The sequence below is a fragment of the Parabacteroides provencensis genome, from assembly GCF_900232875.1.
GTDB lineage: Bacteria > Bacteroidota > Bacteroidia > Bacteroidales > Tannerellaceae > Parabacteroides > Parabacteroides chinchillae.
Genome location: NZ_LT960488.1, coordinates 748,537 through 773,809 on the forward strand (window position 1 = coordinate 748,537; position 25,273 = coordinate 773,809).

The 25,273-nt window shown below is 40.9% G+C and carries 25 protein-coding genes and 2 tRNA genes; 15 read left to right on the forward strand and 12 right to left on the reverse strand.

Going from position 1 to position 25,273, the window contains the following annotated elements; all coding sequences use genetic code 11:
- Positions 1 to 120 precede the first annotated feature (120 nt).
- The 13 genes from CTY47_RS03285 to CTY47_RS03345 all read left to right on the forward strand — a co-directional run bounded on the left by CTY47_RS03285 (position 121) and on the right by CTY47_RS03345 (position 10,896).
- Complete coding sequence (locus CTY47_RS03285) at positions 121 to 576, forward strand: hypothetical protein (RefSeq protein ID WP_099463406.1); 456 nt, start codon at positions 121 to 123, stop codon at positions 574 to 576.
- Positions 569 to 1,090, forward strand: coding sequence for a glycoside hydrolase family 108 protein (locus CTY47_RS03290; RefSeq protein WP_099463407.1), 522 nt, complete (start codon positions 569 to 571; stop codon positions 1,088 to 1,090). Before CTY47_RS03285 ends, CTY47_RS03290 begins: the two co-directional genes overlap by 8 nt.
- Complete coding sequence (locus tag CTY47_RS03295; protein WP_099463408.1) at positions 1,090 to 1,569, forward strand: hypothetical protein; 480 nt, start codon at positions 1,090 to 1,092, stop codon at positions 1,567 to 1,569. The genes CTY47_RS03290 and CTY47_RS03295 overlap by 1 nt, the downstream gene beginning before the upstream one ends.
- A gap of 53 nt (positions 1,570 to 1,622) precedes the next feature.
- Positions 1,623 to 2,144 (forward strand): hypothetical protein, encoded by a 522-nt coding sequence (locus CTY47_RS03300; protein ID WP_099463409.1) that lies wholly within the window; start codon positions 1,623 to 1,625, stop codon positions 2,142 to 2,144.
- Positions 2,145 to 2,146: 2 nt separating this feature from the next.
- Positions 2,147 to 5,914, forward strand: a complete 3,768-nt coding sequence (locus CTY47_RS03305; protein ID WP_099463410.1) for a phage tail tape measure protein — start codon at positions 2,147 to 2,149, stop codon at positions 5,912 to 5,914.
- Complete coding sequence (locus tag CTY47_RS03310) at positions 5,911 to 7,635, forward strand: hypothetical protein (protein ID WP_099463411.1); 1,725 nt, start codon at positions 5,911 to 5,913, stop codon at positions 7,633 to 7,635. Before CTY47_RS03305 ends, CTY47_RS03310 begins: the two co-directional genes overlap by 4 nt.
- Positions 7,636 to 7,719: 84 nt before the next feature.
- Positions 7,720 to 7,905 carry a hypothetical protein gene (locus CTY47_RS03315; RefSeq protein ID WP_099463412.1) on the forward strand — a complete coding sequence of 62 codons (186 nt, stop codon included), beginning with the start codon at positions 7,720 to 7,722 and terminating at the stop codon, positions 7,903 to 7,905.
- Between the two features lie 40 nt (positions 7,906 to 7,945).
- On the forward strand, positions 7,946 to 8,347 hold the full coding sequence (locus CTY47_RS03320) for a DUF5053 domain-containing protein (protein ID WP_099463413.1): 402 nt from the start codon (positions 7,946 to 7,948) through the stop codon (positions 8,345 to 8,347).
- A 331-nt stretch (positions 8,348 to 8,678) separates the two neighbouring features.
- The gene (locus CTY47_RS03325) at positions 8,679 to 9,218 is read left to right on the forward strand and encodes a phage antirepressor N-terminal domain-containing protein (RefSeq protein WP_099463414.1); all 540 of its coding nucleotides are present in this window, start codon (positions 8,679 to 8,681) and stop codon (positions 9,216 to 9,218) included.
- Positions 9,219 to 9,441: 223 nt separating this feature from the next.
- Positions 9,442 to 9,876 (forward strand): hypothetical protein, encoded by a 435-nt coding sequence (locus tag CTY47_RS03330; RefSeq protein WP_099463415.1) that lies wholly within the window; start codon positions 9,442 to 9,444, stop codon positions 9,874 to 9,876.
- 290 nt (positions 9,877 to 10,166) lie between these two features.
- Positions 10,167 to 10,412 (forward strand): hypothetical protein, encoded by a 246-nt coding sequence (locus CTY47_RS03335; protein ID WP_099463416.1) that lies wholly within the window; start codon positions 10,167 to 10,169, stop codon positions 10,410 to 10,412.
- A gap of 15 nt (positions 10,413 to 10,427) precedes the next feature.
- Positions 10,428 to 10,670 carry a hypothetical protein gene (locus CTY47_RS03340; RefSeq protein WP_099463417.1) on the forward strand — a complete coding sequence of 81 codons (243 nt, stop codon included), beginning with the start codon at positions 10,428 to 10,430 and terminating at the stop codon, positions 10,668 to 10,670.
- Positions 10,663 to 10,896, forward strand: a complete 234-nt coding sequence (locus CTY47_RS03345) for a hypothetical protein (protein ID WP_099463418.1) — start codon at positions 10,663 to 10,665, stop codon at positions 10,894 to 10,896. Before CTY47_RS03340 ends, CTY47_RS03345 begins: the two co-directional genes overlap by 8 nt.
- Before the next feature lie 35 nt (positions 10,897 to 10,931).
- On the opposite strand, the gene CTY47_RS03350 is transcribed toward CTY47_RS03345, so the two are convergent.
- Entirely contained in the window at positions 10,932 to 12,110 is a 1,179-nt protein-coding gene (locus CTY47_RS03350) for a tyrosine-type recombinase/integrase (RefSeq protein ID WP_099463419.1), read from the reverse strand.
- 156 nt (positions 12,111 to 12,266) lie between these two features.
- Positions 12,267 to 12,340: transfer RNA gene (locus CTY47_RS03355), tRNA-Pro, on the reverse strand.
- Positions 12,341 to 12,520: 180 nt separating this feature from the next.
- On the opposite strand from CTY47_RS03355, the gene CTY47_RS03365 reads away from it, so the two are divergent.
- A tRNA-Phe gene (locus CTY47_RS03365) sits at positions 12,521 to 12,593 on the forward strand.
- A 250-nt stretch (positions 12,594 to 12,843) separates the two neighbouring features.
- Positions 12,844 to 14,085, forward strand: a complete 1,242-nt coding sequence (locus tag CTY47_RS03370; RefSeq protein ID WP_099463421.1) for a site-specific integrase — start codon at positions 12,844 to 12,846, stop codon at positions 14,083 to 14,085.
- 228 nt (positions 14,086 to 14,313) lie between these two features.
- Here CTY47_RS03370 and CTY47_RS03375 read toward each other — a convergent pair whose 3' ends face one another.
- From CTY47_RS03375 to CTY47_RS03415, 10 genes are all read right to left on the reverse strand, one after another.
- Positions 14,314 to 15,963, reverse strand: a complete 1,650-nt coding sequence (locus tag CTY47_RS03375) for an argonaute/piwi family protein (RefSeq protein ID WP_143813333.1) — start codon at positions 15,961 to 15,963, stop codon at positions 14,314 to 14,316.
- A 154-nt stretch (positions 15,964 to 16,117) separates the two neighbouring features.
- Complete coding sequence (locus tag CTY47_RS03380; protein ID WP_099463423.1) at positions 16,118 to 16,507, reverse strand: hypothetical protein; 390 nt, start codon at positions 16,505 to 16,507, stop codon at positions 16,118 to 16,120.
- A 10-nt stretch (positions 16,508 to 16,517) separates the two neighbouring features.
- Positions 16,518 to 19,727 (reverse strand): hypothetical protein, encoded by a 3,210-nt coding sequence (locus CTY47_RS03385; protein ID WP_099463424.1) that lies wholly within the window; start codon positions 19,725 to 19,727, stop codon positions 16,518 to 16,520.
- A 102-nt stretch (positions 19,728 to 19,829) separates the two neighbouring features.
- Positions 19,830 to 20,276: a hypothetical protein gene (locus CTY47_RS03390; RefSeq protein WP_099463425.1), complete on the reverse strand. Its 447-nt coding sequence runs from the start codon at positions 20,274 to 20,276 to the stop codon at positions 19,830 to 19,832.
- A 115-nt stretch (positions 20,277 to 20,391) separates the two neighbouring features.
- A complete protein-coding gene (locus CTY47_RS03395) occupies positions 20,392 to 20,976 on the reverse strand; it encodes a DUF3164 family protein (RefSeq protein WP_099463426.1) in 585 nt (194 codons plus the stop codon).
- Positions 20,977 to 20,997: 21 nt separating this feature from the next.
- A complete protein-coding gene (locus CTY47_RS03400) occupies positions 20,998 to 21,192 on the reverse strand; it encodes a hypothetical protein (RefSeq protein WP_099463427.1) in 195 nt (64 codons plus the stop codon).
- A gap of 7 nt (positions 21,193 to 21,199) precedes the next feature.
- Positions 21,200 to 21,655 carry a hypothetical protein gene (locus CTY47_RS03405; protein WP_143813334.1) on the reverse strand — a complete coding sequence of 152 codons (456 nt, stop codon included), beginning with the start codon at positions 21,653 to 21,655 and terminating at the stop codon, positions 21,200 to 21,202.
- A 70-nt stretch (positions 21,656 to 21,725) separates the two neighbouring features.
- Entirely contained in the window at positions 21,726 to 21,992 is a 267-nt protein-coding gene (locus tag CTY47_RS16750) for a hypothetical protein (RefSeq protein WP_143813335.1), read from the reverse strand.
- 26 nt (positions 21,993 to 22,018) lie between these two features.
- Complete coding sequence (locus CTY47_RS03410; RefSeq protein WP_099463429.1) at positions 22,019 to 22,996, reverse strand: ATP-binding protein; 978 nt, start codon at positions 22,994 to 22,996, stop codon at positions 22,019 to 22,021.
- A 1-nt stretch (position 22,997) separates the two neighbouring features.
- Positions 22,998 to 25,208 (reverse strand): hypothetical protein, encoded by a 2,211-nt coding sequence (locus CTY47_RS03415; RefSeq protein ID WP_099463430.1) that lies wholly within the window; start codon positions 25,206 to 25,208, stop codon positions 22,998 to 23,000.
- Positions 25,209 to 25,273 lie beyond the last annotated feature (65 nt).

A 25,273-nucleotide genomic window follows, 5' to 3' on the forward strand; every position in this document is an offset into this window, starting at 1 on the left:
ACAAACAAATATGCCCAGAAGTTTTGCCCCTTTAAATTTCTAAATAAAAAAAGATGTCCTTTTTCCAAAAGACACCTTCGTTTTATTTTGCATCAAAACACTAACCCTTAACCTTTAAATATGGAAGATTTAAGAACTATTATTGTTGTTTCCCTGTCATCCCTGATGGCATATTTAAGCCCGATCAACGGCATACTATTTGCCGTGACGTTAGCTTTCGTACTAAATTTTGCAGCCGGCTACTTTTCCGGAATGCTGGTCAACAAAGAAGATTTCGACTTCAAAAAGGCCTTTTCCTGTTTCTCCGAAGCATGTGTATTCGTTGTTTTTGTCGCCGCCGTTTTTACGATCGGCGAACATATGGATAACGCAGGTGAAGCCCTTGTCTCTATTTCTATTGTGACACATGTAGTTTTATACTTCTATGCAGTCAATGTTTTTAAAAACCTCAAACGGATATTTCCACAGTCTCAATGGATTGCTTTCTGTTACTGGCTTATCAGCTTTGAATTTATGAAGAAAGTACCGTTCCTGGAATCTTTTCTAAAGCAAAGAAAGGGGGAACAGAATGGCTAAAATTGAAGTGTTGGCCCCTATTATCTTCCAATGGGAAGGTGGCTGGGCGGATGTCAAAGAAGACAAAGGCGGTAAAACAAACATGGGTGTGACTCTTGCCACCTGGAAAAGTTGCGGGTATGATAAAGACGGTGACGGCGATATAGACGCCGACGACTTAAAGCAGATTACCCGTGAAGATGTGGTAACCCTTCTCCGGACACACTACTGGAATCGCTGGATAGCCGATAATATCCGCAGTCAATCTCTGGCGAATATTTTGGTCGATTGGGTTTGGGCATCTGGGAAATGGGGTATCGTAATCCCGCAACGTCTCTTAAACGTCAATCCGGATGGATTCGTCGGTCAAATCACATTGGCAACGCTTAACCAGGTTAATCCCTCTGTTTTCTTCGAAGTTCTAAAAGCAGAACGTATCAAGTTCTGCCATGACATTTGCAAGAAAGACCCTACACAAACCAAATTCCTGAAAGGTTGGACTAACCGTATTAATGACTTTAAATTCGTCGGCTAATGAAACTGACAATCATCATATTATTGGCTCTAATATTAACCGGTTGCCGAACGACAACGGACACCTTTTCTCGGAGAACTGAAATTAACCGGGAAATGTTAGAACGCTTAGAACTCCAAAAACAGACAAATACGTCTGTCCTGGACTCTCTTCTTTCCCGCTATAAAGCGACCATCAAGAAGACAGAACGCCACTATGCCCCACCTGATTCCACTGGCCAGCAACCGATCATTTCCGAAACAGAATATAATATAGAGTTAGAAGGTGATGAAACTGCCATTTCAAACCAAAATATCAATAGTCAAGCAGATTTAAGCAATAACAAAAAATCCATTGACACCAGTAAGCAAATCGAAAATCAGAATAAGAAAACGGATAGCCGGTTGTTCAGACCCCCTAAGTGGATGATTGTCGTACTCTTTATAATATTAGTAATAGGTATTATTTATAAATGTAGAAAAATGATTGTTCATAACTGACCGAACCGCCCCTACTGTGAAGTCCGGGCGGTTTTTGCTTAAACAGAGAGCTAATGCAAACTAACCCAAACCAACCAACCGATACGGTCATAACCGTTGAACAGTTTAATAAACAAGTCAAAGGCTGGACCTTCCAGGTAAGAGGAAGGGCAAAAGGCCGACTACGGCAAGCCACAACCGGCGAAAGTTCCAGTAAAGGCCTGCGAACTATTTCGCCGTCTTTTAAATCACAGTACGGCGAAATCTATTCCACAGGTTTTAAATTCAGTTTTTACCTGGTATTTATCCATTACGGCGTAGGCCGGGGCTATATCCGCAAAGGCGGTTCCGTTATACGCGGCCATCGCGAGGATAATAATAAATTCCGGATGTATCGGGGACGACCCGCTAAAACCTGGAAAGAGTACGCCGGAGATCATAGACCCGTAGCCCGTCATGGCTTTGACTGGCTGGATATCGAAATTCGTGGAAATATTGAACGTCTGGCAGACATTGCCGCCTCTTATCACGGTGATAAAGCCGCTACCGCTGTACTGAAAGAAGCAAGTAAACTTTTAATCGACAAAACTCCTTAACCATGGCTGATGACAAAATTGTGACAAAAAGAGGTATATACCTTTATATCAACGGACAGCAGATAAACAACGATCTAAAGTCTGTACAGGGCGAATTTAAAAAACTCCAAAACGAACAGGCTAAAATGACAATAGGGTCAGAAAAATACATTCAGACCGGAAAGAAAATTCAAGCCCTTGACTCCATTATACAAGAACACCGGAAACAATGGCGTAAAACAACTACTGAGGTTGACAAAGCAAAGAAAAGCCTACTGTCCTTTGATAAGATCAATGATATCTTTTCAAAATATTCCGGTATCGTATTATCTATGATAGCGTCATTGACAGGCCTTTCTTTCGCCCTGAATCAGTTAAAAAAACAACGGGATGAATTTGAACAGAAAGGTGCAAACTTACAGGCCTTAACCGGTTTGTCTGATGATGCTGTTACCTGGTTCAAAGATAAGGCAAAGCTGCTGTCAACTTCCATTACTTCTGCCGGTGTACGGATCAGGAAGGAAGCGACCGATATACTTAACGCTTTCATGCTCGTAGGATCGGCAAAACCGGAATTACTAGAGAACAAAGAAGCACTAGCCGAAGTGACTGAAGAAATCCTGATCCTGTCTGAAGCTGCAGACGATATGAACTTAAAGGATGTTGTAGATTCTTCCACTTTGGCCATGAATCAGTTCGGAACCGAAGCGAAACGCACAACGAATGTTCTGGCCGCCGGATCAAAAGCCGGTTCAGCAAATGTAAATAGTGTTGCCAAGGCTTTAAGAAATTCCGGTGTTGCTGCTAATAGTGCAAATGTTACCCTAGAACAAACAGTAGGTCTTATTGAAACATTGGCCGAAAAGGGTATTAAAGACGAAATGGCTGGTACTGGTTTAAAGACATTCCTTCTTAAGCTGCAGCAAGGTGCAGACAAATTCAATCCTAAGATCGTCGGTCTGACAGCTGCTCTGCAGAACCTGAAAAAAGAAAACATGGACGCGAGCAAGATGATCGCCGTGTTCGGCCTGGAAGCTTACACCGTTGCTCAGACATTGATTGAAGGAACTAACCGGGTTGATCATTTTACCAAAGCCGTAACAGATACAAGCATAGCGACAGAGCAGGCCGTTACCAATACGAAAACATCAGGCGCTGTACTAAAGCAAACGATGAATGCCCTGAAGCTGGAAGCGATGGAAATGGTTGATAAAATCGGGCCGGTTTTCACCATTTCTGCCAATGGTGTTCGCTACCTGGTAAAGATCATACCTCCGTTAATCCAGTTCACAAAAGAACACGGAAGGACTATCGTCGAACTTACAGCGATCGTCATTTCATACTCTGCTGCATTAAAGGCAAAAGCTACTATTTTAACCATTCTCAATGGCTACAATAAAACACGACAGGCATTCGCCTTACTGCAAGCTGCATCCTTGGCCAATCAGGCAGGGTTACAAGGCCGGTACAATGCAGCAATGAAAGTTTACAACGGCTTGGTTCTCCAGGGAAATATCGGGGTGAAAGCGGCTACAGCTGTAACCCTGCTTTGGTCTGCTGCCAAAGCAGCTTTATCCGGAAACATAGCGAAAGCCACGATTGCCATGAAAGCACTTAACAGAATGATCGGCATAAGTCCGATGGGGGCACTGGCTATAATTATTACAGGCGTTACAGTCGCTCTACTACGTTGGGCTGAAAAAACAAGGGAAGCTACACGGGAAGTCAAATTAATGGCTGAAATAAACCAGGAAGCTGTTAAATCCTTATCAAATGAAAAGGCAGAACTGGAATCACTTTTGTCGGTCGCCAAAAACGAGAATATCAGCAAAGAAACCCGTATCAAAGCAATTAAACTGCTGAACGAAATCAGTCCTGAATATCTGGGAAACCTTAACCTGGAGAATATAAATACTTCAGCCGCCGACACTGCCGTCAAAAAGTACACGGAATCATTAATGAAGAATGCAAAGGCTAAGGCTATTCAGAACAAACTTTCCCAGCTGTATGATGAGCAACTACAATACGAAACGAAACTATATGACCTACAAAAACGTAGGGAAGAACTGAAAGAAAACAAGCTAGGTTTTTCCGATGAACAACTATATTATGCGAACTTGGAAATAAGCCTTAAAGCTAAAGATATCAATGAAGATAAATCCAAGATTGACGCACAGATCGATAAACTAATCGACCTGTACAATCAAAATGCGGATCAGTATCAGATCAGTATTCCTGTTTCCATCCAGACCGAAAACAAACAAGCCTTACTGGAACAGTTAGATCGGGAAAGGGATGAGCTGTTAGCTAAAATTGAAACGGATAAGAAAAAACCGCTTAGTATCGTCAGTCCCGTTGACCTGGCGAAACTGGAATACTATAACAAACGCATTGAAGATACTATCGACGCGATCGAAGCCCTTACCCGGGAAAAAACGAAGGTCTACCCTACTCCTGTACCGGTCGGAACAGGAGGTAATGAAGCAGAGAGAAAGAAAGCTTTAGAGAAAGCGACTGACGAACTGGAAAAAGCATACCATAAACAAACCAATATCATCAAGCAGGCCTATATTGAACAAAAGCGAACATCGGATCAGATGCAAAGTGATCTATATACCGAAGAAATGAGATATCTGTATGCTAAGATTGATCTATTAAAAAGGTTCGGCCAGGATACAACAGATATTGAAATGTCTCTTTGGGACAAAATCATAACTGCAGCCCAGAAGGCTAGTAAGGAAGTTAAGGGACTGAAGTTCACGCCAGAGGAAGAAAAGGAAGACGAAAACCCATTTTGGGCTGAACTGGCGAAAGGTACTGAAATACAAATTGCCCTGAATGAAGCAAAGTATAAAGCCGGGCTGATCTCTCATCAAGAATATTTGTATAATAAAGGCATTCTCGATGAAAAATACCGGAAGGAAAAAGAAGCTAAAGACAAAGTTGCAGCCGAACATGAAATGGAAATTCGGGAGTCTGTTTTAAATGCTATTTCCAGTCTGGCAAACTCTGCCGTTACCATTATGCAGTCTGCTCAATCTCGGGAAGAAGCTGCCATTGAAAAAAAGTATAAATATAAACTTATCCTGGCTGAAGGTGATAATGAAGCAACTGCCGAACTTGAAGAACAAAAAGAAGCTGAATTGTTGGCCATCAAAAAGAAATATGCAGATAAACAATTTGCATTGCAGGTCCTTCAAATAACAGCAGATACAGCAGTTGCAGCCATGCGTGCTTATAATGCAGCCTTAGAATTAGGATTATTTGGTATTCCTCTTGCACCTGTTATGGCAGCAGCAGCTGTAGCTGCAGGTTTCGCTCAAATTGCCGCAGCTAACCAAGCACGTGAACAGGCAGCCAACATGTGGGACGGCGGTTATACCGGTGAAGGTGGCAAATACGAAAAAAAGAAACTCATACAGACACATGGCGGCGAATTTGTCGCCAATAAGAAAACCGTTCAAATTTTACGTCCGGTATTTGATATCATGGACTACGCACAACGTACCGGGAATGTTGCCGCCCTTACTGGACCGGACATGGCACGCGCTCTAGGTAGTTCTTCCACTCCATCGTCCGGTACACCAAACAATATGCCGGTTTCAATCGGACAAACAGCGTCTACCAATCCGGATATTATTCGGGCACTCGATAATAATACACGAATGATAGCTCTTATACGTAAAAAACTGGAAGAACCGTTCATAGGCGAAGTTTACGTCGATGGACCAAGAGGCGTAAAACAAAACTTAACAGACTATGATAAACTAATCAAAAACGCTACACGATGACAGATTTATTTATTGATGGGAAACAAGTTGTATTACCGAAAGGAATGGACTTAAAAGTCAAACAGCAAAACCCGCTTATTACCAAAAACGGCACTTTTACCCTTGATCTTTCGCTTTCTCTAAAAGAGCGGAATAACTCAATACTGTACAAACATATTGAACGGCTGCAATCTGCGGCCGTAATTGAGGGTAGAAGCGCCGTTCTTATATCGAACGGCCATGTGATCTTAAACGGGACGGAAGCCTTTATCAGTAATACTAATGAAGAAGTAAAAATCCAATTACTTTCTGGAAACTCGGAACTGAATTATTTCATCGGGGCAGACTCTTACATTTCATCGCTCGATTTGGGAAAAGAAACCGATATAAGCAGCGAACGATTTAACCAGGTAATAAGAAAACGATTTCCGGAAGTAGCTTTCGCCTGTCCAATGGTGAAGATTGGTAGCAAAATATACAACGATCACCGGGAAATGTCTATGGATGTAATTTTGAATAAGCCCTATAATTTTTCAAATTTGGCAATCCAACCCTATTTACTGGCAATGATCGAAAAAATATTATCAGCTTTAGGGTATGTCATTGAGTATAACGAAGCCAGGAATGACGATTTCCTTTCCCGTATCTTTATTCTGAATAACGACCAAACCGGCGAATACAACAAAATACTACCGGGTTGGAAAGTAAAAGAGTTTTTGGAAGAATGCGAAAAGTTGATGAATATTGTTTTTATCATTAATGATGCAAACCGCAGTGTTCGCATTCTTTGTGCTTCATCTAAAGCAGAAACAGGTACCTATACGATTGAAAATGTACTGGACACTTTCGAACGGACAACAGTAGACGATGATCCGCGCATTTCGTATAAAAACGTTTGTTACGATCTTCCCAGTTCAAAAGATTACAAATACCAGAACATTGATGAAAGTGTACTGGAAAAAGCTATTATAAACGAATCAAAAACATATACCGATCTGGTTAAGAAGCTAACAAACTCCAAAGACGAAGTTTTACCGGATGATATTTTCGATCAATACTATAACTCCAATACCCTGTTTTATGTAACCGAGACAGACACATACTATGTTCTTGATAAATATCTTTACAAATGGCTTAACAGCCCGACAGGTGCATCTGTTTACATTAAAAACTTACTAAAGGTAAACACCTTTCGAAAATATACATCAAATCCGGATGATGACTATTTGAAACTAAGTTTTTTCCCTTGTCTATACATATCAAGACCCAACGATAGTATGTATGTAGTAACGCAACGAATGCCATATCTACCGGGAGCTGACGATACCGAAGAAGAAGAGGCAAAGAATATCAGGCAATTAATAGAAAATGGAGTAAGCGACTTTAACGCAAATAAAAAACCTGTTTCTCTGTGTACCTTCCATCCTTCGGATTTAGGATATTATTTCACTCTTACGGATAACGTGGCAGATAATGACAATACCACTTCCTGGTATCAAAAAAGCCACGGTACTTTTAGGCTAGTTGGTCCCGAAGGACTTGTAAAACGGTACTATCAACCCAGCCAGCAGATCAGCGCGACAAAAGAATACACGATAAAATTCATTATTAACACTATGCCAAACATACAATCGCAATTCCTGCTAAACAATAAACTGTTTATCTGCAAAGAACTAGAATACAGGATTACCAACGATGGAATACACCCGGAAGTTACCGGCATATTCTATGAAGTGAAATAAATTTGTCTTTTTCCTTTGTGCATAATCAAAAGATTATGTATATTTGCATTGTCAGATAACAAGAATACTAATATTAAAAACAGAATGATGGACGATATTCAAAAACTAGAATTTAAAATTGCTCAGGTAGAGGCTCGAATCTATTCTTGGAAACGAAAAGTCGCTGTATTTGAAATCGAACCCTACACGGACGAAGTCGAAACCGACAAAATGTTAGATGAGATTGTAAAGCTAAAACAGCGCATTGAGGAATTAAAGAAGAAAAAGTAAAGACGTCCCCTCTCCGGAGGGGACATAAAACCCCTATATTATGAGTACATTAAAAGATGATCTAAAAAAAATGGATTCCCTTTCCGGAAAGGAACTGGATTTATTCCTGGTAGATATGAAAGCCCGTTACACATCTCCGGAAGACAAAAAGACGATCCGCAAACACCTTTTGGGGGAACTGGATGACATAAAGTCGGAAATGAAGGAGATTGACAAAGAATTGACTATAAAAGAACAACTGAAAGATATTTCAGAAGTTGTTTCTCTCTCCTACATTGCTAAAAAATATTTTGGTAAAAGCCGTGCCTGGTTGTACCAGCGCATTAACGGTAATGCCGTTAGAGGGCAAGTTTACAAACTCAGTCCGGAAGAAATAGACACATTGAATTTTGCTTTACGCGATATCAGTAATAAAATTGGTTCGCTGTCCATCAAATGTTGATAGACTGTTATCTGACACAAAACCCCTGTGTTCGAACCGCACAGGGGTTTTTTACAGCTTTCTGTTTGAGTTTTAACAGATCACATAGTCTAGTCACTTTTAGCGCAAAAGAGAACCGATTGTTTTCCGTTTTTGTTAAACTTTGTTACAGTACAAAAGCACTAAAACTCTCCCATTTTATAGCAGGGGTTTCCGAAATTTTGACTATATTTTTGCAGTACGTTAATGAAAGGCGTGCTGATCGAGATGCAAACGACAGCATCAGAAAGAAATTTTAAAGGTATTGGGAGTAGGCGTTGCATCCGCCGAAACCATACCTCTTTTTTATATTATGGAAACAAAGATTATTGCTAAAGTAAACAACATCGCTATCATTGCAAGTAACGAACCTGAAAAATTTGTACCTATCAAACCTATTTGTGACATTTTAGGTATTGATGTCGAATCGCAAAGAAAAAAGATAAAAGAACATCCTCTATTATCTTCAACCTCGGTGCTGTGCACCGCAGTTGGAGCTGATAAAAAAGAACGCGAAATGTTCTGTCTACCCTTAGAATTTGTTTTTGGTTGGTTGTTCACCATTAATTCTTCCAACGTGGCACCAGAAGCAAAAGAAGCGGTCGAGAAATACCAGTTAGAATGTTATCGAGCCTTATATCATCATTTTACCGCTTATTCCCGCTTCAATGAAGTTAAACAAAAGCGACTGGCCAGCGAATATGAAAACTACCAATCAATTCAGGAGAACTTCAATAAAGCTAAACAGGAACTTTCCGAAGCAAAAAAGCGAATGGATGCAGCAAAAGAATTAACCTTTGAAGAATGGGAAATCCAGGATAGACAACAGCAACTGAACTTCGATGAAGAATAATCCATTACCTTCAGGGTAACGGTTCAACTATTGGGTTAAGCCTAATAGTTGGAACAGACACAAATCGTATAAATAATCAAAATAAATTACAACTGTCATGCTGAGCTTGACAGTTAAAGTTCACTCTCATTTACAAAACACCTTAACACCCACCGTCCGGTTCGTGAGAATAGGACGTTTTTTTTATATCTTTGTCCCCTTCAATTTTTAATATATACATAATATGAAAAAGATTTTACTAGTATTGATGCTCTTTTGTAGCATTACCATTTTTGCACAGGAAAAACAAAAGAAAACATCTCTTTTCGGGCCAGGACCTTATAAGGTGATCCAAACAAAAAAAGCGACCAAAAACAAACAGTCATTGCAAGAACAAACTTCTGGATTACTGCTACAAAAAGCATCAAAAGAGTTTATTACTGCAGGATGCACAGGTATTGCTTCCGGTATTTTTTGCGGAACTTCTGCTTTTATAGACCAAAAGGGAGGTCAATATGCCATGTTGGGTATTGGAGGTGTATGCGGAATTGTAGCCATTGTATATGGGTTTAAAGGGGCTATAACAATAGGCAAAGCTGGAAAAGTCCATGATCAAGAAAAAGGCTTTGCTTATTTAAAACCAGCCAACGAAGGAATAGGTATAAATCTTACTTTCTGATTGTTTATTTGCACAGTCCAAATATTATACTCATATTTGCAGTGCGAAACAACATCAGGGTTAGACCTTGCCGATAGAGTCCCGGTTAGTGGCTCAGACATACGTCGGGCTTTTTTTATGCCCATTCTTTTGCTATCGACATTTATGTCGTGAGCAATACATAATATAAGGCGGTTGCCTTTCCCAGCATTTTTAGGACTCTTCGGAGGTTACTTTGATGTTTGTTTCGCAACAAGGGAAATGGCAGCCGTTCTTTTTTTCTGCCTATAATGCGAAACAAACATTAAAGTATGAAGTCAAATTCATTAACCGTATCAACTTCCCAAAGACGGGAACTTGTTACAATCACAATCCGTAACCCATTTACATGGGAAAATGTCGCCGCCTTTTATCGCCGCGCCCTTCCTTCGTTCCTGGATTTTAATCGTGCAACTGTGCAGGACGCCAAGTTTCTGACAGAAGCTATTGCATTCACCATTTTTTTTGGATGTGTGATATTTTTCATATTCCCGTTGTTACTAACTATTTTAAGATAAGAAAGGAGGCCAGGAATGACAATTGAAGGTATAAATCTGACACCCGCATTGATAGAAAACATTAAATGGTATCAACAAAATGACGGGACAATGGAAAATTCATTGAAAGTGTTTGATTCTACAATCTCATATATTGCGAAAGAAAATGATGGCGCTAAACCGGAACAGGCGGTAATCGCATTAAGACTCATTTCGGAACTATGCTATATCAAAGAAATATTTGCAACATTGAATGGAGAGGAGGTTAAAAATGTGTGACGAAAAGAGTTTAAAAAGAGATATCGCTGTACGTTACATACAGGAGAACTATCAGGTACTTGGAGACAATGAGAATAAAGATTATATCACAAGTGCCGATATAGTCCGGGAACTGTCCGAAATGGTATCGATCAGCATAGCTGAAATATCGGAGCTGATGAATAGTGCAAGTTTTGAGGTCGATTTTATAGAAGGGAAGCCCCACTGGGTTGTTTTCCGTAAGTAACCAAAAGGGGAGCCGGCACAGCTCCCCTTTTTCATTTAAAATACACCTTCATGGTTCATTATTAAATGATTTGCATTCTGTATATCATGCGGTGTATATATTTCTGTCATCAGTATATTAGCATGTCGCGCCTGGTCCCGGACTGTGATCGGATCGTAGAGCTTTAACATCGACGTGATGCCGGTATCTTTCAGACTGTAAAATTTATACCTGTCAGGAAACTTCAAGTCTTTACGAACATATCTACTCCAGTAATCCCGGAACTGCTTTTCATCCCGGTATTCCGCCCCTGGTTTAAAACCGGTACTAAACAGGTAATCATCACCGGCATGCCGGAAAATATCCAAATCGATCATTAATTCGATCACCTTACGCGGAAGAGTAACAACGCCATCCATGCGGTTTTTTGATACCGTATCACTAATGTAGATAGTCTGCTTTTTAAGCGATATATCCTTTAGGCGGATCATAGACATTTCCTTCGGCCTGATAAGGCAATAGTGTAGAACATAACTGGCCAGTAAGTAATATTTGTTTTTTTCCTGCAGATAATCATGTAGCCGGATCATATCCCCTTCCTCAATTATGGTACGTTTCTTCTTCTTCAGCCGTTTACCGAAACAGGATATTCCTTCGGTCGGCTTTACTTTGATATACGAATGTTGTACCAGGTACGAACTGAAAGTTTTTAGAAAACCGAGGTAATTATCGCGCGTTTGCGGTGTATTTTCCCTGTCAAGGTAGACATGATCCAGAAAGTCACTGACGAACTCCCTGTCGAACTGATATATGTAAATTATAGGCACTTTCTTGTCTTGGTTATACAGCTCTATATTCCGGAGATAGGAACAATATGATACATACGTATCACTCCGGTAATGGCCATCATCAGCCAGTTTCGTTAAATACCGCTTATATTGATCGCATACATCGCGAAACGTATGATAGGCTTTGGCATTGTCGGCCTCTATCCAGGGGTTCCACCCTTTATCCAACTGATCTGTGATCCTACGCATGAGATTGTTCGCATATCGGCGCCGATCAGCGGCCTTGTCAATAAAATTAATCTTAATTTTTTTCCGTCGCATCGTGTTCCGCACCGGATCAAAAGCGTAAAAACCAACATACCATTCTTTCCCGGTATAAAGACGGGGGTATGTATAAGCCATGATACTCTTTATTGCAGAAGCGCCGTTTTTTTGAGGTAACTGCATTTTTTTTTTACGTTTTAGGATTAATTAATCTACTGAAACGCAAAAGGTTATACTTAATATTAATTCTCTATTGAAAAGCTGTCCCGTATCTGTCCCGGCAGCTTAAAACGACCAAAGGTCAAACACTTGAATATCAAATGATTGACCTTTTTACAGTCGGGATGAGAAGACTCGAACTTCCGACCTCCACGTCCCGAACGTGGCGCGCTAGCCAACTGTGCTACATCCCGTTGCTTTTATTATTACGGCTGCAAAGGTAGTAATAAAATCAAACCTGCAAATAAAATCTGCCATTTTTTTCAAAAAACAATCCATAACTTCTCTCCCTTTTAGCACAATTCTATTTTTTTCCCAACGAATTCTTGTAAAATTGAAAACAATGTTTACCTTTGCACCCGTAATCAAAACAAGGTGCCATAGCTCAGTTGGTAGAGCAAAGGACTGAAAATCCTTGTGTCCCCGGTTCGATTCCTGGTGGCACCACTTTTTAAGAAGGCAAAACGATGTAAATCCCTGAATTTCAAAGAAGTCGGGGATTTTTCTTTTCCAAGAGTAAGCAAAATTAGTGGGATTGAAGCAAACCATACGTCCTTATTCAAGGGACTGTTTTTAAAAGCCCGGAATGTTCCACTGCGAGGTATTTACTTCATTCTTTTACAGCACGTTGCACTATTTTACATAACAGGGTTCTCGGTTCGATTTCCTAACTTTGTATCATTAAAAATCGAGCCGTATGGAAAGAAAAAGATTCAGCGTGTTGTTCTTCATCAAGCGTAGCAAACTGTTAAAAAACGGGGAAGCACCCGTGCGTGTGCGTGTCACTTATGACCGCCTATACGTGGAACTTCAACTAAAGCGGAGCGTAAAAGTCCCACTCTGGTCGCAGGAAAAAGAGAAATCGACAGGCAAAGACCGAAACTCCGTAGAACTTAACCATTACATTGACGCCCTGCGTGTGAAATTCTATCAGATTTACCAAGACTTGGAACTGGAGGGAAAGATTATCTCCGCACGTGCCATAGTGAACCGCTATCAGGGAAAGGACGAGACTTTCAAGACATTGTATAATGTATTCAAGGAACATAACGACAACTGCCGGAAGCTAATCGGGACGGACTATGCCGACATCACCGTAAGACGTTACGACAATTGCCTTAAATACCTCATGGAACTGGTTAAACGGGATTACAAGGTAGATGATATGCTGTTGCGTGAGGTAAACGGGGAACTGGTACGCAAATTCGATTTATACCTAAAGACGGAGAAGCATTGCGCACAGAATACCGTTATCCGGTACATGAAATGTTTTAAGAAAGTGATAAACCTTGCCATTGCCAACGAGTGGCTGACAAAGAACCCGTTTGCAGGAATCAAGTTTCACGAGGTGGAGGTAAACAAACAGTTCCTAAGCCAAGCCGAGATAAACCGGATATGGCAGAAAGAGTTCAGGATTGAACGGCTGGAACTGGTACGGGATGTCTTTATCTTCTGCGTATATACCGGGCTGGCATTCATAGACGTGTATAACTTGCGCCCCGAACACATTTCAGAGGACAGCAACGGCAACCTGTGGATAGTGAAACCCCGTGAAAAGACAAACAACCTCTGTAACATCCCGCTTTTGAGCATTCCCAAACAGATACTTGAAAAGTATAAGGATAACCCTTACTGCATGGATAAAGGAACTTTGTTGCCCGTTCCCTGCAATCTGAAGATGAACAGCTACCTGAAAGAGATTGCCGACCTGTGCGGTATTAAAAAGAACCTGACCACGCACACAGCCCGGCACAGTTTCGCAACGGAAGTGTGCCTGCTCAACGGTGTCCCTATCGAAACGATTAGCCGTTTACTTGGACACACGAGTGTCAAAACGACTCAGATTTATGCCAAAATCAGCGACACGACCATCGACCGAGATATGGCAACACTCTCCAAAAAATTGAATCAGATAGAGAAGTTTGTGACGAATTTTTAATAAGAGTCATCACGATACCGAAAGACATATAAAAACCGCCACGATCGAAACCCACTGCGGCGGTTCTGTTCTACTGTGAAATGTTATATTCTAATGCAGGACAGCCGTTGCAGTGACGGATGCACCAATTATCAATCATGTTGTCAAAACTCTAAACCAATTGTTATTCAGTTACTATTTTCTGCATTATTATACTTTGTAAAACAGTATGCATCCCATCATTAAGTATTAAATAAAATATCTATAATCGTATGTTTTTCCATCGTATCGAGACAATAGATTACCAATTCTCGCAAGAGTATTAGAGGTGTCAATGGTTGCGGGTAGCTTTGTATATAAGTCGAATGAATTCCAATTCATTTTAGTAAAACCTAATATTTCTGTCGCTATTGTATTTAAATCACCATTGCCATAATGTTTGATTATTTTTAATGGTGCCGGTATACTACGACCTCCTAAATAATATTTATAAGACTCGTTTCTGACAGATGGAACAATGCCATGTGTCCATAATAAAGCACTATTTTTAGATGTCAAAATACAGGTTCCCCTAGATACGGGAAATCCATCAGTTTCTAATGAACCATAGTTGTTTTTTTGAGCTAAATAGCGAATATTTAACTCCATATTAACTTCAATCAAGTCAACATCCTCAATGCCAGCTTTATCTAAAGCATCTTTTATTCCATTAATCTCATCGACTTTAAATGGAGTTCTTTTATGAATAACGACACGTTTAGGTAATGTATTCATAGATAGCATAAATAGCTCTCTAATTGAAACACCTAATTTGAACGCCTCGTCATAAGTTAAATATGGATTTTTCTTCTTGTCAAATTGAACATTATTTATTTTTGATAATTTATATTTTAGCCCCTCTCCCTTTGCATTATAGATGTGACTACACCCTAAAACAATATCGGATTTTCCATATTTATTTCGCTTAATACTATATCCAATTCCAGCATAAGCTGTTTCTTGATTGAGATTTGATAATGCCCAAGGTGTACGCATCGACTTGACATAGAAAGCAAGCGAAAGCCACCAATACACAGAAACTTTCAAAGGGTCACTTAATGTTGACTCTTGGATGATTTGGGTTGTGATATTCTTCTGAGCTGCATAGGCCTTAATATAGTCATGAAGGTCAAAGATTTCACCTTGATCTTCAAATTTCTTATATCCCTCCCATATAGTTGGGATGAAAATTACAGCCACCGCTTTACAATAACTATTATGCATATTATCAATCTTCTGACAAATCGCTCTTGCTAGCTCAACAGCATTATTGTGTCTTAGAGAAATATCTACCCATTTATCTGACCCAACATTTGGAATGTCAATTGGTATATTATATATCTTTTGAAATCCGATATAATCCATCATGTAATCAGCATTGTAACTGACTGAAATAGTGGTATTCAAACCTTGCAAAAACGCATAAAATCTCTCTGAATAACTTTGTGGACAAACAATACCTAATTTTACGTCTTCAGAAAATAAAATGCCATTAGATTCAAAATCATATGGTTTGTGATTTGTCAACCCTCTCATTGGATGATAATCTCGAAATATATTGGATGTGTTTGCATTAATAAATTCCAATTGAGGCTCCATAAATTGAATTCCATGCCATATTACTCGCTTGAAATCAATGTCTTTCAAAGGATATTTCCTAAACTTATTATCTAAAACATGAATAGAAGAAAAGGGTCTATTGTTGCCTATTTTAATTTTAAAATCACTTTTAGAGTTTATGGGAATATCAAATATTAGAGGATGATTTTTAAATAATACATTCTCCCAAGCAATAATTTTCTCATCGTAAAATTTATTTCGCAACTTCTCTAAGTGCTTCTTCCCCAAAGCCAACTTCATGTCTTTTGTGATCTCTTGTTCAGAAACTATATATATTATAATTGGCAAAACCACCAGTACAGTTTTTCAGAACGAAAAGTAAAAAAATAGTTTGACGTTTAAGTAGTCATTAAATGGTACTTAAACGTCAAACTTATACTTGTTAACAATAATATTACTGTCCCGTATCTATGCCTTGTGCTTTATTCCACTCTGCTTGTTTGTCGACGGAAACAAAAGGCTCATCCAATATTTTTGTGTATGACTCGATAGTCTCCGCTGAGAACATACCGTTTCGATCTATAAAGTCTACACGTTGTTTAAGATACATCAGTTCGTCGTCTGTGAAATCAAATGATCTAATACCTGTCATTGCGTCCACGGTTTTAAAGGAAACCTCAAACTCTCCATTTCCTACAGGAGTAGTAACAATGTCCTTTTGCTCAGTGTCTGATAATTGCACTTTCTCTGAAATAGAGATTTTCAAACCGATATTTTTTCTGTTGTCGTACATCGGCAGCACGTTGTTGAGTATTAATACTCTGTCTTTTAATGTTAGTTCCATATATTTATATTTAATATTTATAGCATAGATATTGACTTTTATTATCCCAGTACATAGGATAAAGCTCTGGTTCTTGACCGCTTATCTTTTTTATCTGATTAAAATCCATTAAAGCCCCTGCGTTTATACAAGTCCTTTCTTGTGCATCAGCGTTATCCAAATAACGAGACTCTACCTTAAATGCACTACCCCAACCTGTATTATTAAAATGTTTGCATTCTATCCAAACCTGTGGAACATTTGAATAAACAGATCTTCCAATAAATAAATTCATTAATGTCTTAGACGTTAATCCATTATCTGTCTCTGCATCACATATGGACAAAAGTCCTGTTAATCCACTAGTCATAGAAACTGTGGCAGGACCCATTCTTGCAAATTTTGAATTTGATTCATTAAAATAAAGACCGCCGGACGGATTTAATATCATTTTTCCACCTCGTAAATTAATTGATGATGTTATTTGATCTTGTTCAAAGTTAAATCCTCCAAATTTGCCTGTCCCGTCCTGTCTCACTTGAAAATATGCGTTTGCAGGATTAGCATTTCCTGCCCATATACGGATAGAATTTGACGCCGTTCCATCCCCCGAGAAACCGGCCAATCTTTCCCCATTGGCATTCGCTATCCACATAGAACCTCGACTTTCAACGTTACCTGTGTCATAAACCCTAAATGTAGGAGACGCCGGCGGTTGTCCATTTGCTCCTGCAGTTCCTCCAGACCAAATTCGGACAGTACCGGATGACGCCATGCCTCCTGTACTGCCAAAAGCTACAGCGCCTGTAGTTACAAGTCCTCCATTTATCGATGTCAGAGTATTATCGTAAGCCGAAGCCTTAACCCACGAAGAGCCACTCCATCGCCAGATATTGGTTCCATCCACCCAGAGATCATTTATTTTCATACCACTAGACGGTTTATAGTAATAAACTGTCGATTTACTATTTGCTATACCAGCCGCGTTATTAGCTGCATTAGATGCGTTTTCAGCGTCTGTCAGGGCATCGTTAACTCCATCATAAAGCGGTTGGAGATTGGGGCGGTCGGTTATGTTGTTATAACCAGATGCGGACTTAAATACAAACTTTCCCCCGAACTCTCCTTGTGCTACATTAAAATACGTCTGACCATCCGGGCTAACAATCATACCAACCGTAATCCGTCCAGGTAGTATCTCAGTAAAGCCATACACTGTTACAAAACTACGCTCCTGTTCGTATTCGCTCGATAGTGCCCCGGTAAGAAAATAGTAGTAACCATCTCCGGCATCCATCTTATACGGTGTTTTACTCAGTATAAACGATCCCGCTGTACTTGTTTTGCTGCATTTAGCATACAGGTACATAGCACTTGCCTCATCCAATGGAGGCGAAGTATAAGCCGACATGTCCCAGTATTTATACTCCGAAGCTGTATGTGAAGATGACAGTTTATTAATGCCCAATGTCATGTGCTGCAAAATGGTTGCCGGGGCTGTAAATACTTTTGTCTGTTGGTTATATTTAATATTCGGTATGATCTCTGCCGGGTTTGTTTTGCTGTTTACAAAACGGAATTGCAGGCTTTCGTCTCCTACCAGCATTGCCATTGTTTGAATCGTGATAGGATTAATTGAAGCACTGAATCCAGAAATAGCATCTTCCAGCATCGAAAGGCCTTCGACCGCATCCCGCCAGCGGCGTTTAGTGAATGAAAGCGCGTCATTATGCCTCCCTTCGTCTTTTACCTCATTGCCATCTATCTTGCCCAATTCAGAGGATACAAAACCTGCTACCGGTGTGTTGGACAACTCCAATTCGGGACTGTGTGGCTTGTTTATATAATCTTTTATACCGGTTATTCGGATGGATATACCATCTTTTTGGAACTGTGTATCACTGAATAATACATACCCACCAGGAACCAGCTTTCCTCCAATGGCAAGCCAGTTCTTTTTGGCATAGATACCATCTAGTTCACCAGTGAAGGTAAAGGCTTCATCTTCATTCTCGTACATATATTGAGCGGCTTCGCGAAACATATCCCAGCTTGCCCCCGTCTTTGTTGCATTATCACATACATAAGCATCCGGCAGAGCAATATTGAAAATGGCATACTTGTCTCCAACGGATGGCTTAAAGGTTTCGTCCGGCATTATGATACCATCTATTTCTTGCGGGACTATTTTAAAACGCCGTTCGGAATGGATATAACCTGTTAGAGAACTATCTGTTTGCTCCAAGTCAAACTCTTTCCCTGCCATGACCCCGGATTGAAAGATGATAGTTGCCTTTTCGCCAGCTATCCGGCATTTGGAATAGTCCAGTGCATCAGGGATCGTGTTGTCTCTGATGTCATAGAAGTTTTTATCCTTATCGACCGTAATCACTTCGCTAATCGTACCCACACGCGACGGGTAGATATTGGTTGCATCGTAACCGTCCTCATTATATACGGTTAGTTCGTGATCAGCACGCGTAATATACATACCGTCAGCATCTGTTTTATAGCGCCTGTCTTGATATTCCAGTTCCTGCCCTTTAGGCAGTAACAAAGAAGTACTTCCATATTTGGAACTGTCGATGTTACGATCTCCGCCCTGTACATACAGTATAGTTACAGGGGCTTTCTCTCCTTGATTCTGGCGGCCTATTCCAGTCTTAAATCCATTGCCTTTACCATAGGACAAAGGCAATGGATCATCCTTGAAGCGCTCGACCTTACCAAAGTTGATTGTTTTACCAAGAAATTCAAACTCTGTATTAAATTCATCTGCTAGACGGTTTAGAACTTCCATGCAACTTTCGTGGCTAAAGGCTAACACCTTTTCCGTAGCCTCGATGCAAGTTCCTAATGTCCATCCTGAATCGTGCAGGTTCAAGTTGTCGATCAGTAACTGCATAAACATACGGGGTGTGGCCGTTAGTGGAAACTTTAACTTGTGGGGCATACCAGATAAGAATTTGTATTTCGTCCGGTTCAACATCTCCCACCAGCCTCCAAACTCAACGTTATACTCCAGGTTCCGCTCGCCGTGTTTTGTCAGGTTTGTTGGCGACCAAAGTGTATAACGTTGCCCTTGATACTCAATATAACTATATACTGGGATTTCGACATGCTCAGTCAGGGAGAAATAAAGATACACCTTATCACCCTGCCGGATCGCTCTATACCGGTAACTGGAATCATCTACCGGAATATCCAGTATCTTAACGTTGTTTTTATCGTATATAATCATCGTTTAAATCGTTTTAAGTTTAATTCAATGCAGCAAAACTTCTGGCCTGGGTCGATGAACTTCTGTCGCCTGTTACTATAGCACCTGTATTCCAGATGTGAGCTAAATAGCCCCAAATAATTTTTTATCAATTTCATAATTATATAGAACTTCTTTGTCTGACAATTGTCGATTGTAAATACGAGCACAATAAATTGCGGCTCTTAAATTCCAACCTGCTGAATCACGAAAAAGATAGTTACCGGCTCTACCACCAGATGAAGATGCGTTCACATTACTAAATAAACCGTTTGCAAAACTTCTACATGTAGCCCCTCCGTTTCTTGAACCGGATAATGACATAATTGTATTAAGCTGTACAGGGAATCTGGTAGCATGCACATTGCCATTATTATACGTATAATATTCAATGTAACCCACAATAGGCCAAATACCAAATTGGGTATCAGCATTTTGATTATTATGAATACCTATATAAGCGCCATTCCGATTATTAGTATAGTCCTTTCCAACGACTTGAACTGTAAAAACCTGAGTATTCAGTAACAATTCATTTGGTAAAGTTATGAACTGCTGAATCCCGTCCGAGTCGTTATTGTTAATTGTAGAATAACATTTTTGATCTTGCAGATATTCTATCGGGCCTGTAATCCCACATGCTGTTTTATTTACNGTTTACCGAAGTGCCTTCTACCAAATGGCTTTCCTTAAACAGGGACATGATAGCGGAATATTCCGGGTCATTGAAACGTCCTTCCAGGTCATATAATTTACTTATGGACTTGTAGTCCAGATCGCCATACTTATTACGCTCCAGCAAGGTCATTGCCAACTGGTACATCGGGTTATCCTGCCCGTCTTCCTTTCCCTGAATCCATGCTTGCAGGAATTCGATCAGGCGGGTTGCTGCAGCATCGGCACGCTCATCAAACTTCTTTACTTTACAGGCTTTTACTTCTATTTTAAAGTCACCTTCCTGTACCGTATAGTTCATTTGTTCCGCATTGCGAAGCTGTCCGTATTCAGCCAAGACCTGACGGAAAGCGCCCATTTCGGACACGCAGAAAGTATGCAAGCCCTTTACTTCTTCACATACGGAACGTACTTTTGTAGACACCCTCTGTACCAATTCGGCACGGATACCTTCGTAAGCCTCCCGCTTTTTCAGTGCAGCCTGGCGTTCTTCTTCCCGTTTTTGTTTGAGCAGGACTGCAATTTCTTCACTTGATAGTTTACTTAAATCTGTCATGATTGTAATTGTTTTATGTTATTAATACTCCATTGATTTCTCACCCGACAACCGGACATAGGCAACATCTATCTGGTTAAGCTTATCCAGTAGCTTTTGGTCTGTTGGATTCTCGAAAAGCAAATCCAGAATCCGGTCGCTTTCTTCTTCCAGGCGCTTCATTTCCTCCCGGTCGGCAGGAGTGGTAACTTTCCTGTCTTGTTTGATTTTTACCATGGCGGCATTAGTTTAATGCGGCAAGCCGCTGTTCTTTTAATTGTGCCTCCTGGCTGGTGATCCGGCGGCGTTCAACCTCGTCACGGATAGCATACAGCTTCATCCGTAGAGCACGCAAACCTTCTTCGTCCAATTCATACAGCATACGGCCACATACATGTGGATTCATCATGAACCAGTTTACGTTTTCCCAATCCTTTGTATCAATACCGATTTCTGATATAATACGTAAGCATTTGTGACGTAATTCACGGACAGTCTTGTCTGTATCTTCTTCTTTACCATACATGATCCGGCGTACACGGGCTATTAACTCGTCCAGTGCGCTTTCAGATAAATCAAGGGTTGATTCGACCCCATAGCTCTCGAGCATGTACGGCTTTGCCTGTAGCATCATACTTTTGGCCAACAACACATGGAATACTTTCCGCTTTTGCTTTAGGTTTTCTTCGTTTGCCTTCATTTGATTGTATTTTAAGTGATTATTATTGTTCCCGGAGGCGGAATCGAACCGCCCCGTTAACCGTTCGGGATTAGTCTTTTTTCTTCCAGACCAGCTCACATTCCAAAGTCCCGTCTTCATTCACATTATTATAAATGGAATCTTCGCAGAACTCGCATTGCCGTTTGTCGGGATCAGCCCGGAGACTGCAATAGCCTTTCCCACACACTCCACACACCGAAAATTCTATTTCTACCTGATCCCGAAGGGATTTGTCTTTCATCCGGCATACATCCGCATGTACTTTATCTTTCCTGCATTGGGCGCAAATGGCCTTTTTATCTAAATTAAGTCCCATATAAATGATGTTTTAATAATGATTAATCAGTCTTTAACCGGTAATTGGTATTTCATACGGAAGAAGCGTTCTGTGAACGGTACCCCCATTTCGTCAGCTTCACGCATAGCCGGTACAAGGAAGTCATGCAATTCCCCGTAGTTTTCACACAGGCTACGGATCGTATTTTTGAATGCAACAGGGAAAGGCTTATCCGCCAGGAATACATTAAAGTCACGATCCATCGGCGTGATATACCGGATTCCGGCTTTAAAGCGGCGATAGAATTGGGGCATGCCCTGTTTGTTTTTATTCTTCAACCGTTCCATTGTATTTATGAGCTGGTCGGTTCCGATCAGGACAATAGCACAACTCCAATTGATTGTATCGTACATGGCTTTCAATGCCTGGAATGTGCTAAGTGTCAGGTTTTCGGCTTCGTCAAAGATGATAACCGGCTTGCTCCCGTCAAAACGCCCCTGTGTGTATAACCATACGTTTAAAATGGTAAGGCGCCTGCCGATGCTTTTGCCTTCCGCCGTACGTCCCATTGCTTCTGCCATCTTATCTATCAGGTCATTTACCGTGTCATAGCGGTGGCACGTAATAACAAATACACGGTTCGGAAATTCCTTTTTAAACCTGTCAACCGTATATGTCTTCCCTGATCCGCTTTCACAAATCAAGACACGGGTAGCACTCGTTGCCAATGATTCGCGTAGTTCAAGGTCGATTGCATTATACTGTGGGGTGTCAACATGTGGCCAGTATTCTTTTTGCAGCTTCATGCCGATACATTCGGCCAATTGCCGGAACCAACGTTCGGCTATTTCCTTGTTTTCTCCTGTTTTTGAATCCTTATACGTAAAATCAAAACGTAAAATATGTGATACATACATGACATTCACTTTCGTAAAAGTGGCCATCTGGTTGACCCCGGTTGTCTTATCACTTACCCAACCGTTAGCGGTTGCATAATCAATGCAGGCTTGTGCAATTTCCCGTTTTTGTTCTAATGTTATCATATCAATTGTTTTTATATAGTTTCTTTCTCATTTGCATATATTCGTCTTCGTCTTGGCTGGAAGAAGGGACAACCTCTTTTTTCCGGTTTGCCTTTATTTCAAGGGCACGTTCTTTTCGTTCGTTGGTAACCTCTTTTGCATTCTTACCGCCATTAAGTTTGGCAGCTACGCCGTACGGCAGTTGTTCATCCAGCCAGTCTGCGACTTCGCGGGCTTCGTTTTCATATTGTAAAACAGCCTCTTTCTGGGCTACCTGGCGCCATACATGGTGTCCCAGGTTATGGGCGGTTTCTTCCGTTTCTTCGGCGTGGCTCTTAACTGCCTTACGGGCAGCAAAGCAGGTAAACATAAAACGTCCGTCTATCGTATAGAGGTCGCATTCTTCTTCATCCCAATACATATGGGCTTCCACTGTGGCAGCATAACCCAGGTAATTACGGATCACTTCACTGATTGAAGCGACATCCGGTATTTCAAACATATATTTTTGTCCTGCTTTTTCGATTACGATATTGCCACGCTGGCGGGTAATTTCCTGTTTGGTATAGTTGCCTGCCACATGCCGCCATACACGGGAATCAATTTCATTTGCTTCCGGGTGGATACTTTCAACGTATAACTCTGTACGGCTTTCGCCTGTACGGGTTACCTGGTTGTTCCAATCATCTATCTTTCGGGCTATCTGTCCAATTACTTCTTCATAGGACGGAAATGTTTCTTTATTCAGGTAGTCCTCATTGGCGGTATTCTCTATATCAGTAGAACCCCAGCTTGACCCAAGCCAGTTAAACTCATTACGGATTGTTTTCTTAAACAGGCGGAACTGGGTTTCAGCATAGTTAGCTTGGGAGTTATGCGCTTCGATGGTTCTAACCTTTCGGCAAACTTGTGTCAAAAACTCTACGCTTTCACCGCCAGTGAATGCACCGTGGTTGTCGCTTACAAACTCCATGATCTCCCGGCGTCCGCATCCTTCCAAGCCCATCAAAACGGCTTGCTTCACCATTTCCGGCGTCTCTTTGTGCTGCCCTTTTATGGCAGGTGCCCAGCCTACGATTTTACCCGTTGCAACGTCTGTAACCATAATGATATACAGACGCATGGAACGGAGTTTACCGGTTTTATCGAGATAAGAATAGGCTAATGTTCCGGAACCATCGGCACACCAAAGGGAATTTCCATAACGGAGGGATTCAGACGGTATGTATGACAGGAAAGTAGAGGCATAAGCTTTCCATCCGTGACGTTCCTTGTAGGTTTTAAGGCGTGTATCATACATGTTGGTATAATGGCAGAAGGTGGAATAACTCAGAACCTTTTCGCCCAACCATTGTATATCGCGTTCGTACTGGCTCCAAAGGGCAACCTTTGTTTCTTTAGCCGAACTGTCAAAGTTCATCCATAGCTTTAGGATAAGTGCTTCGTGGATGTCAAAGCGTTTTATTTCGCCTGTATCTTCGTCTACCAGTTTGTATTTACCCAGTTTACGGGCGTTATCGTTACCGAACCGGTTCGTTACAAAAAAGGTATATTGTTCCGATTCATCTGCCGGAAAATAATGTAATTTTTTGCGGAGGCTCCCTCCGGTTGTAATCATAAAACCTTCCAGTTGCTTTTTGTGGAGGATGGTTGCACAGGTTTCATAGAAAGCCTCTTTCGTTTTGATACCGAACTCTTTGAATCCTCCATTAACAACCAGGGCTTTTATGCAGCGTGCCCATGCAATAGCTTCGGCCAACTCACGGGCTTTGTCAAGGTTGTATTTGCAGGTACCATTTATCTTCTTAAAACGGAAAATAGTCACGTCATTATTGCTGATCCGTTGGTTTACATACTGCTGGATCATATCCGTTGTGCTTCTTTCGACAGCCCTGCGTCCTATTTCCACGGAACTATCAGCAGCCAGCAACAACGAATCTTTATCGCCCAGACGTGAACGGTACTGTGTATCTTTCCTGTCCGGTATTCTGTCAAAATCATAGTAAAACTGGCCGTTTATACGGGCATAACGCCAGGCTTTCCCTGTATCGGGTAGAATATCCTTTGACTGGTGGCAGGGAGGAACGGATTTTTTATAGCTTGTTCTACCTCTTTTCCAAAGATAGTCACTCATTCCTTCTCCCAGCACCTCGCAGATATACCTTTCCGAAACCCACAAGGTTGTGGCTTCCTGGAAGCGTCGTACTACTATGTCATTTTGCCGGACATTCATTGTTTAAATACTGTTTAAATTGTTTCCACCCCGGTCTCGCTCCGGTAATTGCAAGTCATTGGCTT

Excerpts from the sequence above, each read along its gene's own strand:
- CTY47_RS03340 (WP_099463417.1), top strand. The coding sequence starts at position 10,428 with ATGACAATTGAAGGTATAAATCTGACACCCGCATTGATAGAAAACATT.
- CTY47_RS03370 (WP_099463421.1), top strand. The coding sequence starts at position 12,844 with ATGGAAAGAAAAAGATTCAGCGTGTTGTTCTTCATCAAGCGTAGCAAA.
- CTY47_RS03285 (WP_099463406.1), top strand. The coding sequence starts at position 121 with ATGGAAGATTTAAGAACTATTATTGTTGTTTCCCTGTCATCCCTGATG.
- CTY47_RS03330 (WP_099463415.1), top strand. The coding sequence starts at position 9,442 with ATGAAAAAGATTTTACTAGTATTGATGCTCTTTTGTAGCATTACCATT.
- CTY47_RS03300 (WP_099463409.1), top strand. The coding sequence starts at position 1,623 with ATGCAAACTAACCCAAACCAACCAACCGATACGGTCATAACCGTTGAA.
- CTY47_RS03375 (WP_143813333.1), bottom strand. The coding sequence starts at position 15,963 with ATGAAGTTGGCTTTGGGGAAGAAGCACTTAGAGAAGTTGCGAAATAAA.
- CTY47_RS03385 (WP_099463424.1), bottom strand. The coding sequence starts at position 19,727 with ATGATTATATACGATAAAAACAACGTTAAGATACTGGATATTCCGGTA.
- CTY47_RS03290 (WP_099463407.1), top strand. The coding sequence starts at position 569 with ATGGCTAAAATTGAAGTGTTGGCCCCTATTATCTTCCAATGGGAAGGT.
- CTY47_RS03350 (WP_099463419.1), bottom strand. The coding sequence starts at position 12,110 with ATGCAGTTACCTCAAAAAAACGGCGCTTCTGCAATAAAGAGTATCATG.
- CTY47_RS03405 (WP_143813334.1), bottom strand. The coding sequence starts at position 21,655 with ATGAAGGCAAACGAAGAAAACCTAAAGCAAAAGCGGAAAGTATTCCAT.
- CTY47_RS03295 (WP_099463408.1), top strand. The coding sequence starts at position 1,090 with ATGAAACTGACAATCATCATATTATTGGCTCTAATATTAACCGGTTGC.
- CTY47_RS03415 (WP_099463430.1), bottom strand. The coding sequence starts at position 25,208 with ATGAATGTCCGGCAAAATGACATAGTAGTACGACGCTTCCAGGAAGCC.
- CTY47_RS03310 (WP_099463411.1), top strand. The coding sequence starts at position 5,911 with ATGACAGATTTATTTATTGATGGGAAACAAGTTGTATTACCGAAAGGA.
- CTY47_RS03400 (WP_099463427.1), bottom strand. The coding sequence starts at position 21,192 with ATGGTAAAAATCAAACAAGACAGGAAAGTTACCACTCCTGCCGACCGG.
- CTY47_RS16750 (WP_143813335.1), bottom strand. The coding sequence starts at position 21,992 with ATGGGACTTAATTTAGATAAAAAGGCCATTTGCGCCCAATGCAGGAAA.
- CTY47_RS03315 (WP_099463412.1), top strand. The coding sequence starts at position 7,720 with ATGATGGACGATATTCAAAAACTAGAATTTAAAATTGCTCAGGTAGAG.
- CTY47_RS03380 (WP_099463423.1), bottom strand. The coding sequence starts at position 16,507 with ATGGAACTAACATTAAAAGACAGAGTATTAATACTCAACAACGTGCTG.
- CTY47_RS03325 (WP_099463414.1), top strand. The coding sequence starts at position 8,679 with ATGGAAACAAAGATTATTGCTAAAGTAAACAACATCGCTATCATTGCA.
- CTY47_RS03410 (WP_099463429.1), bottom strand. The coding sequence starts at position 22,996 with ATGATAACATTAGAACAAAAACGGGAAATTGCACAAGCCTGCATTGAT.
- CTY47_RS03345 (WP_099463418.1), top strand. The coding sequence starts at position 10,663 with ATGTGTGACGAAAAGAGTTTAAAAAGAGATATCGCTGTACGTTACATA.
- CTY47_RS03320 (WP_099463413.1), top strand. The coding sequence starts at position 7,946 with ATGAGTACATTAAAAGATGATCTAAAAAAAATGGATTCCCTTTCCGGA.
- CTY47_RS03335 (WP_099463416.1), top strand. The coding sequence starts at position 10,167 with ATGAAGTCAAATTCATTAACCGTATCAACTTCCCAAAGACGGGAACTT.
- CTY47_RS03305 (WP_099463410.1), top strand. The coding sequence starts at position 2,147 with ATGGCTGATGACAAAATTGTGACAAAAAGAGGTATATACCTTTATATC.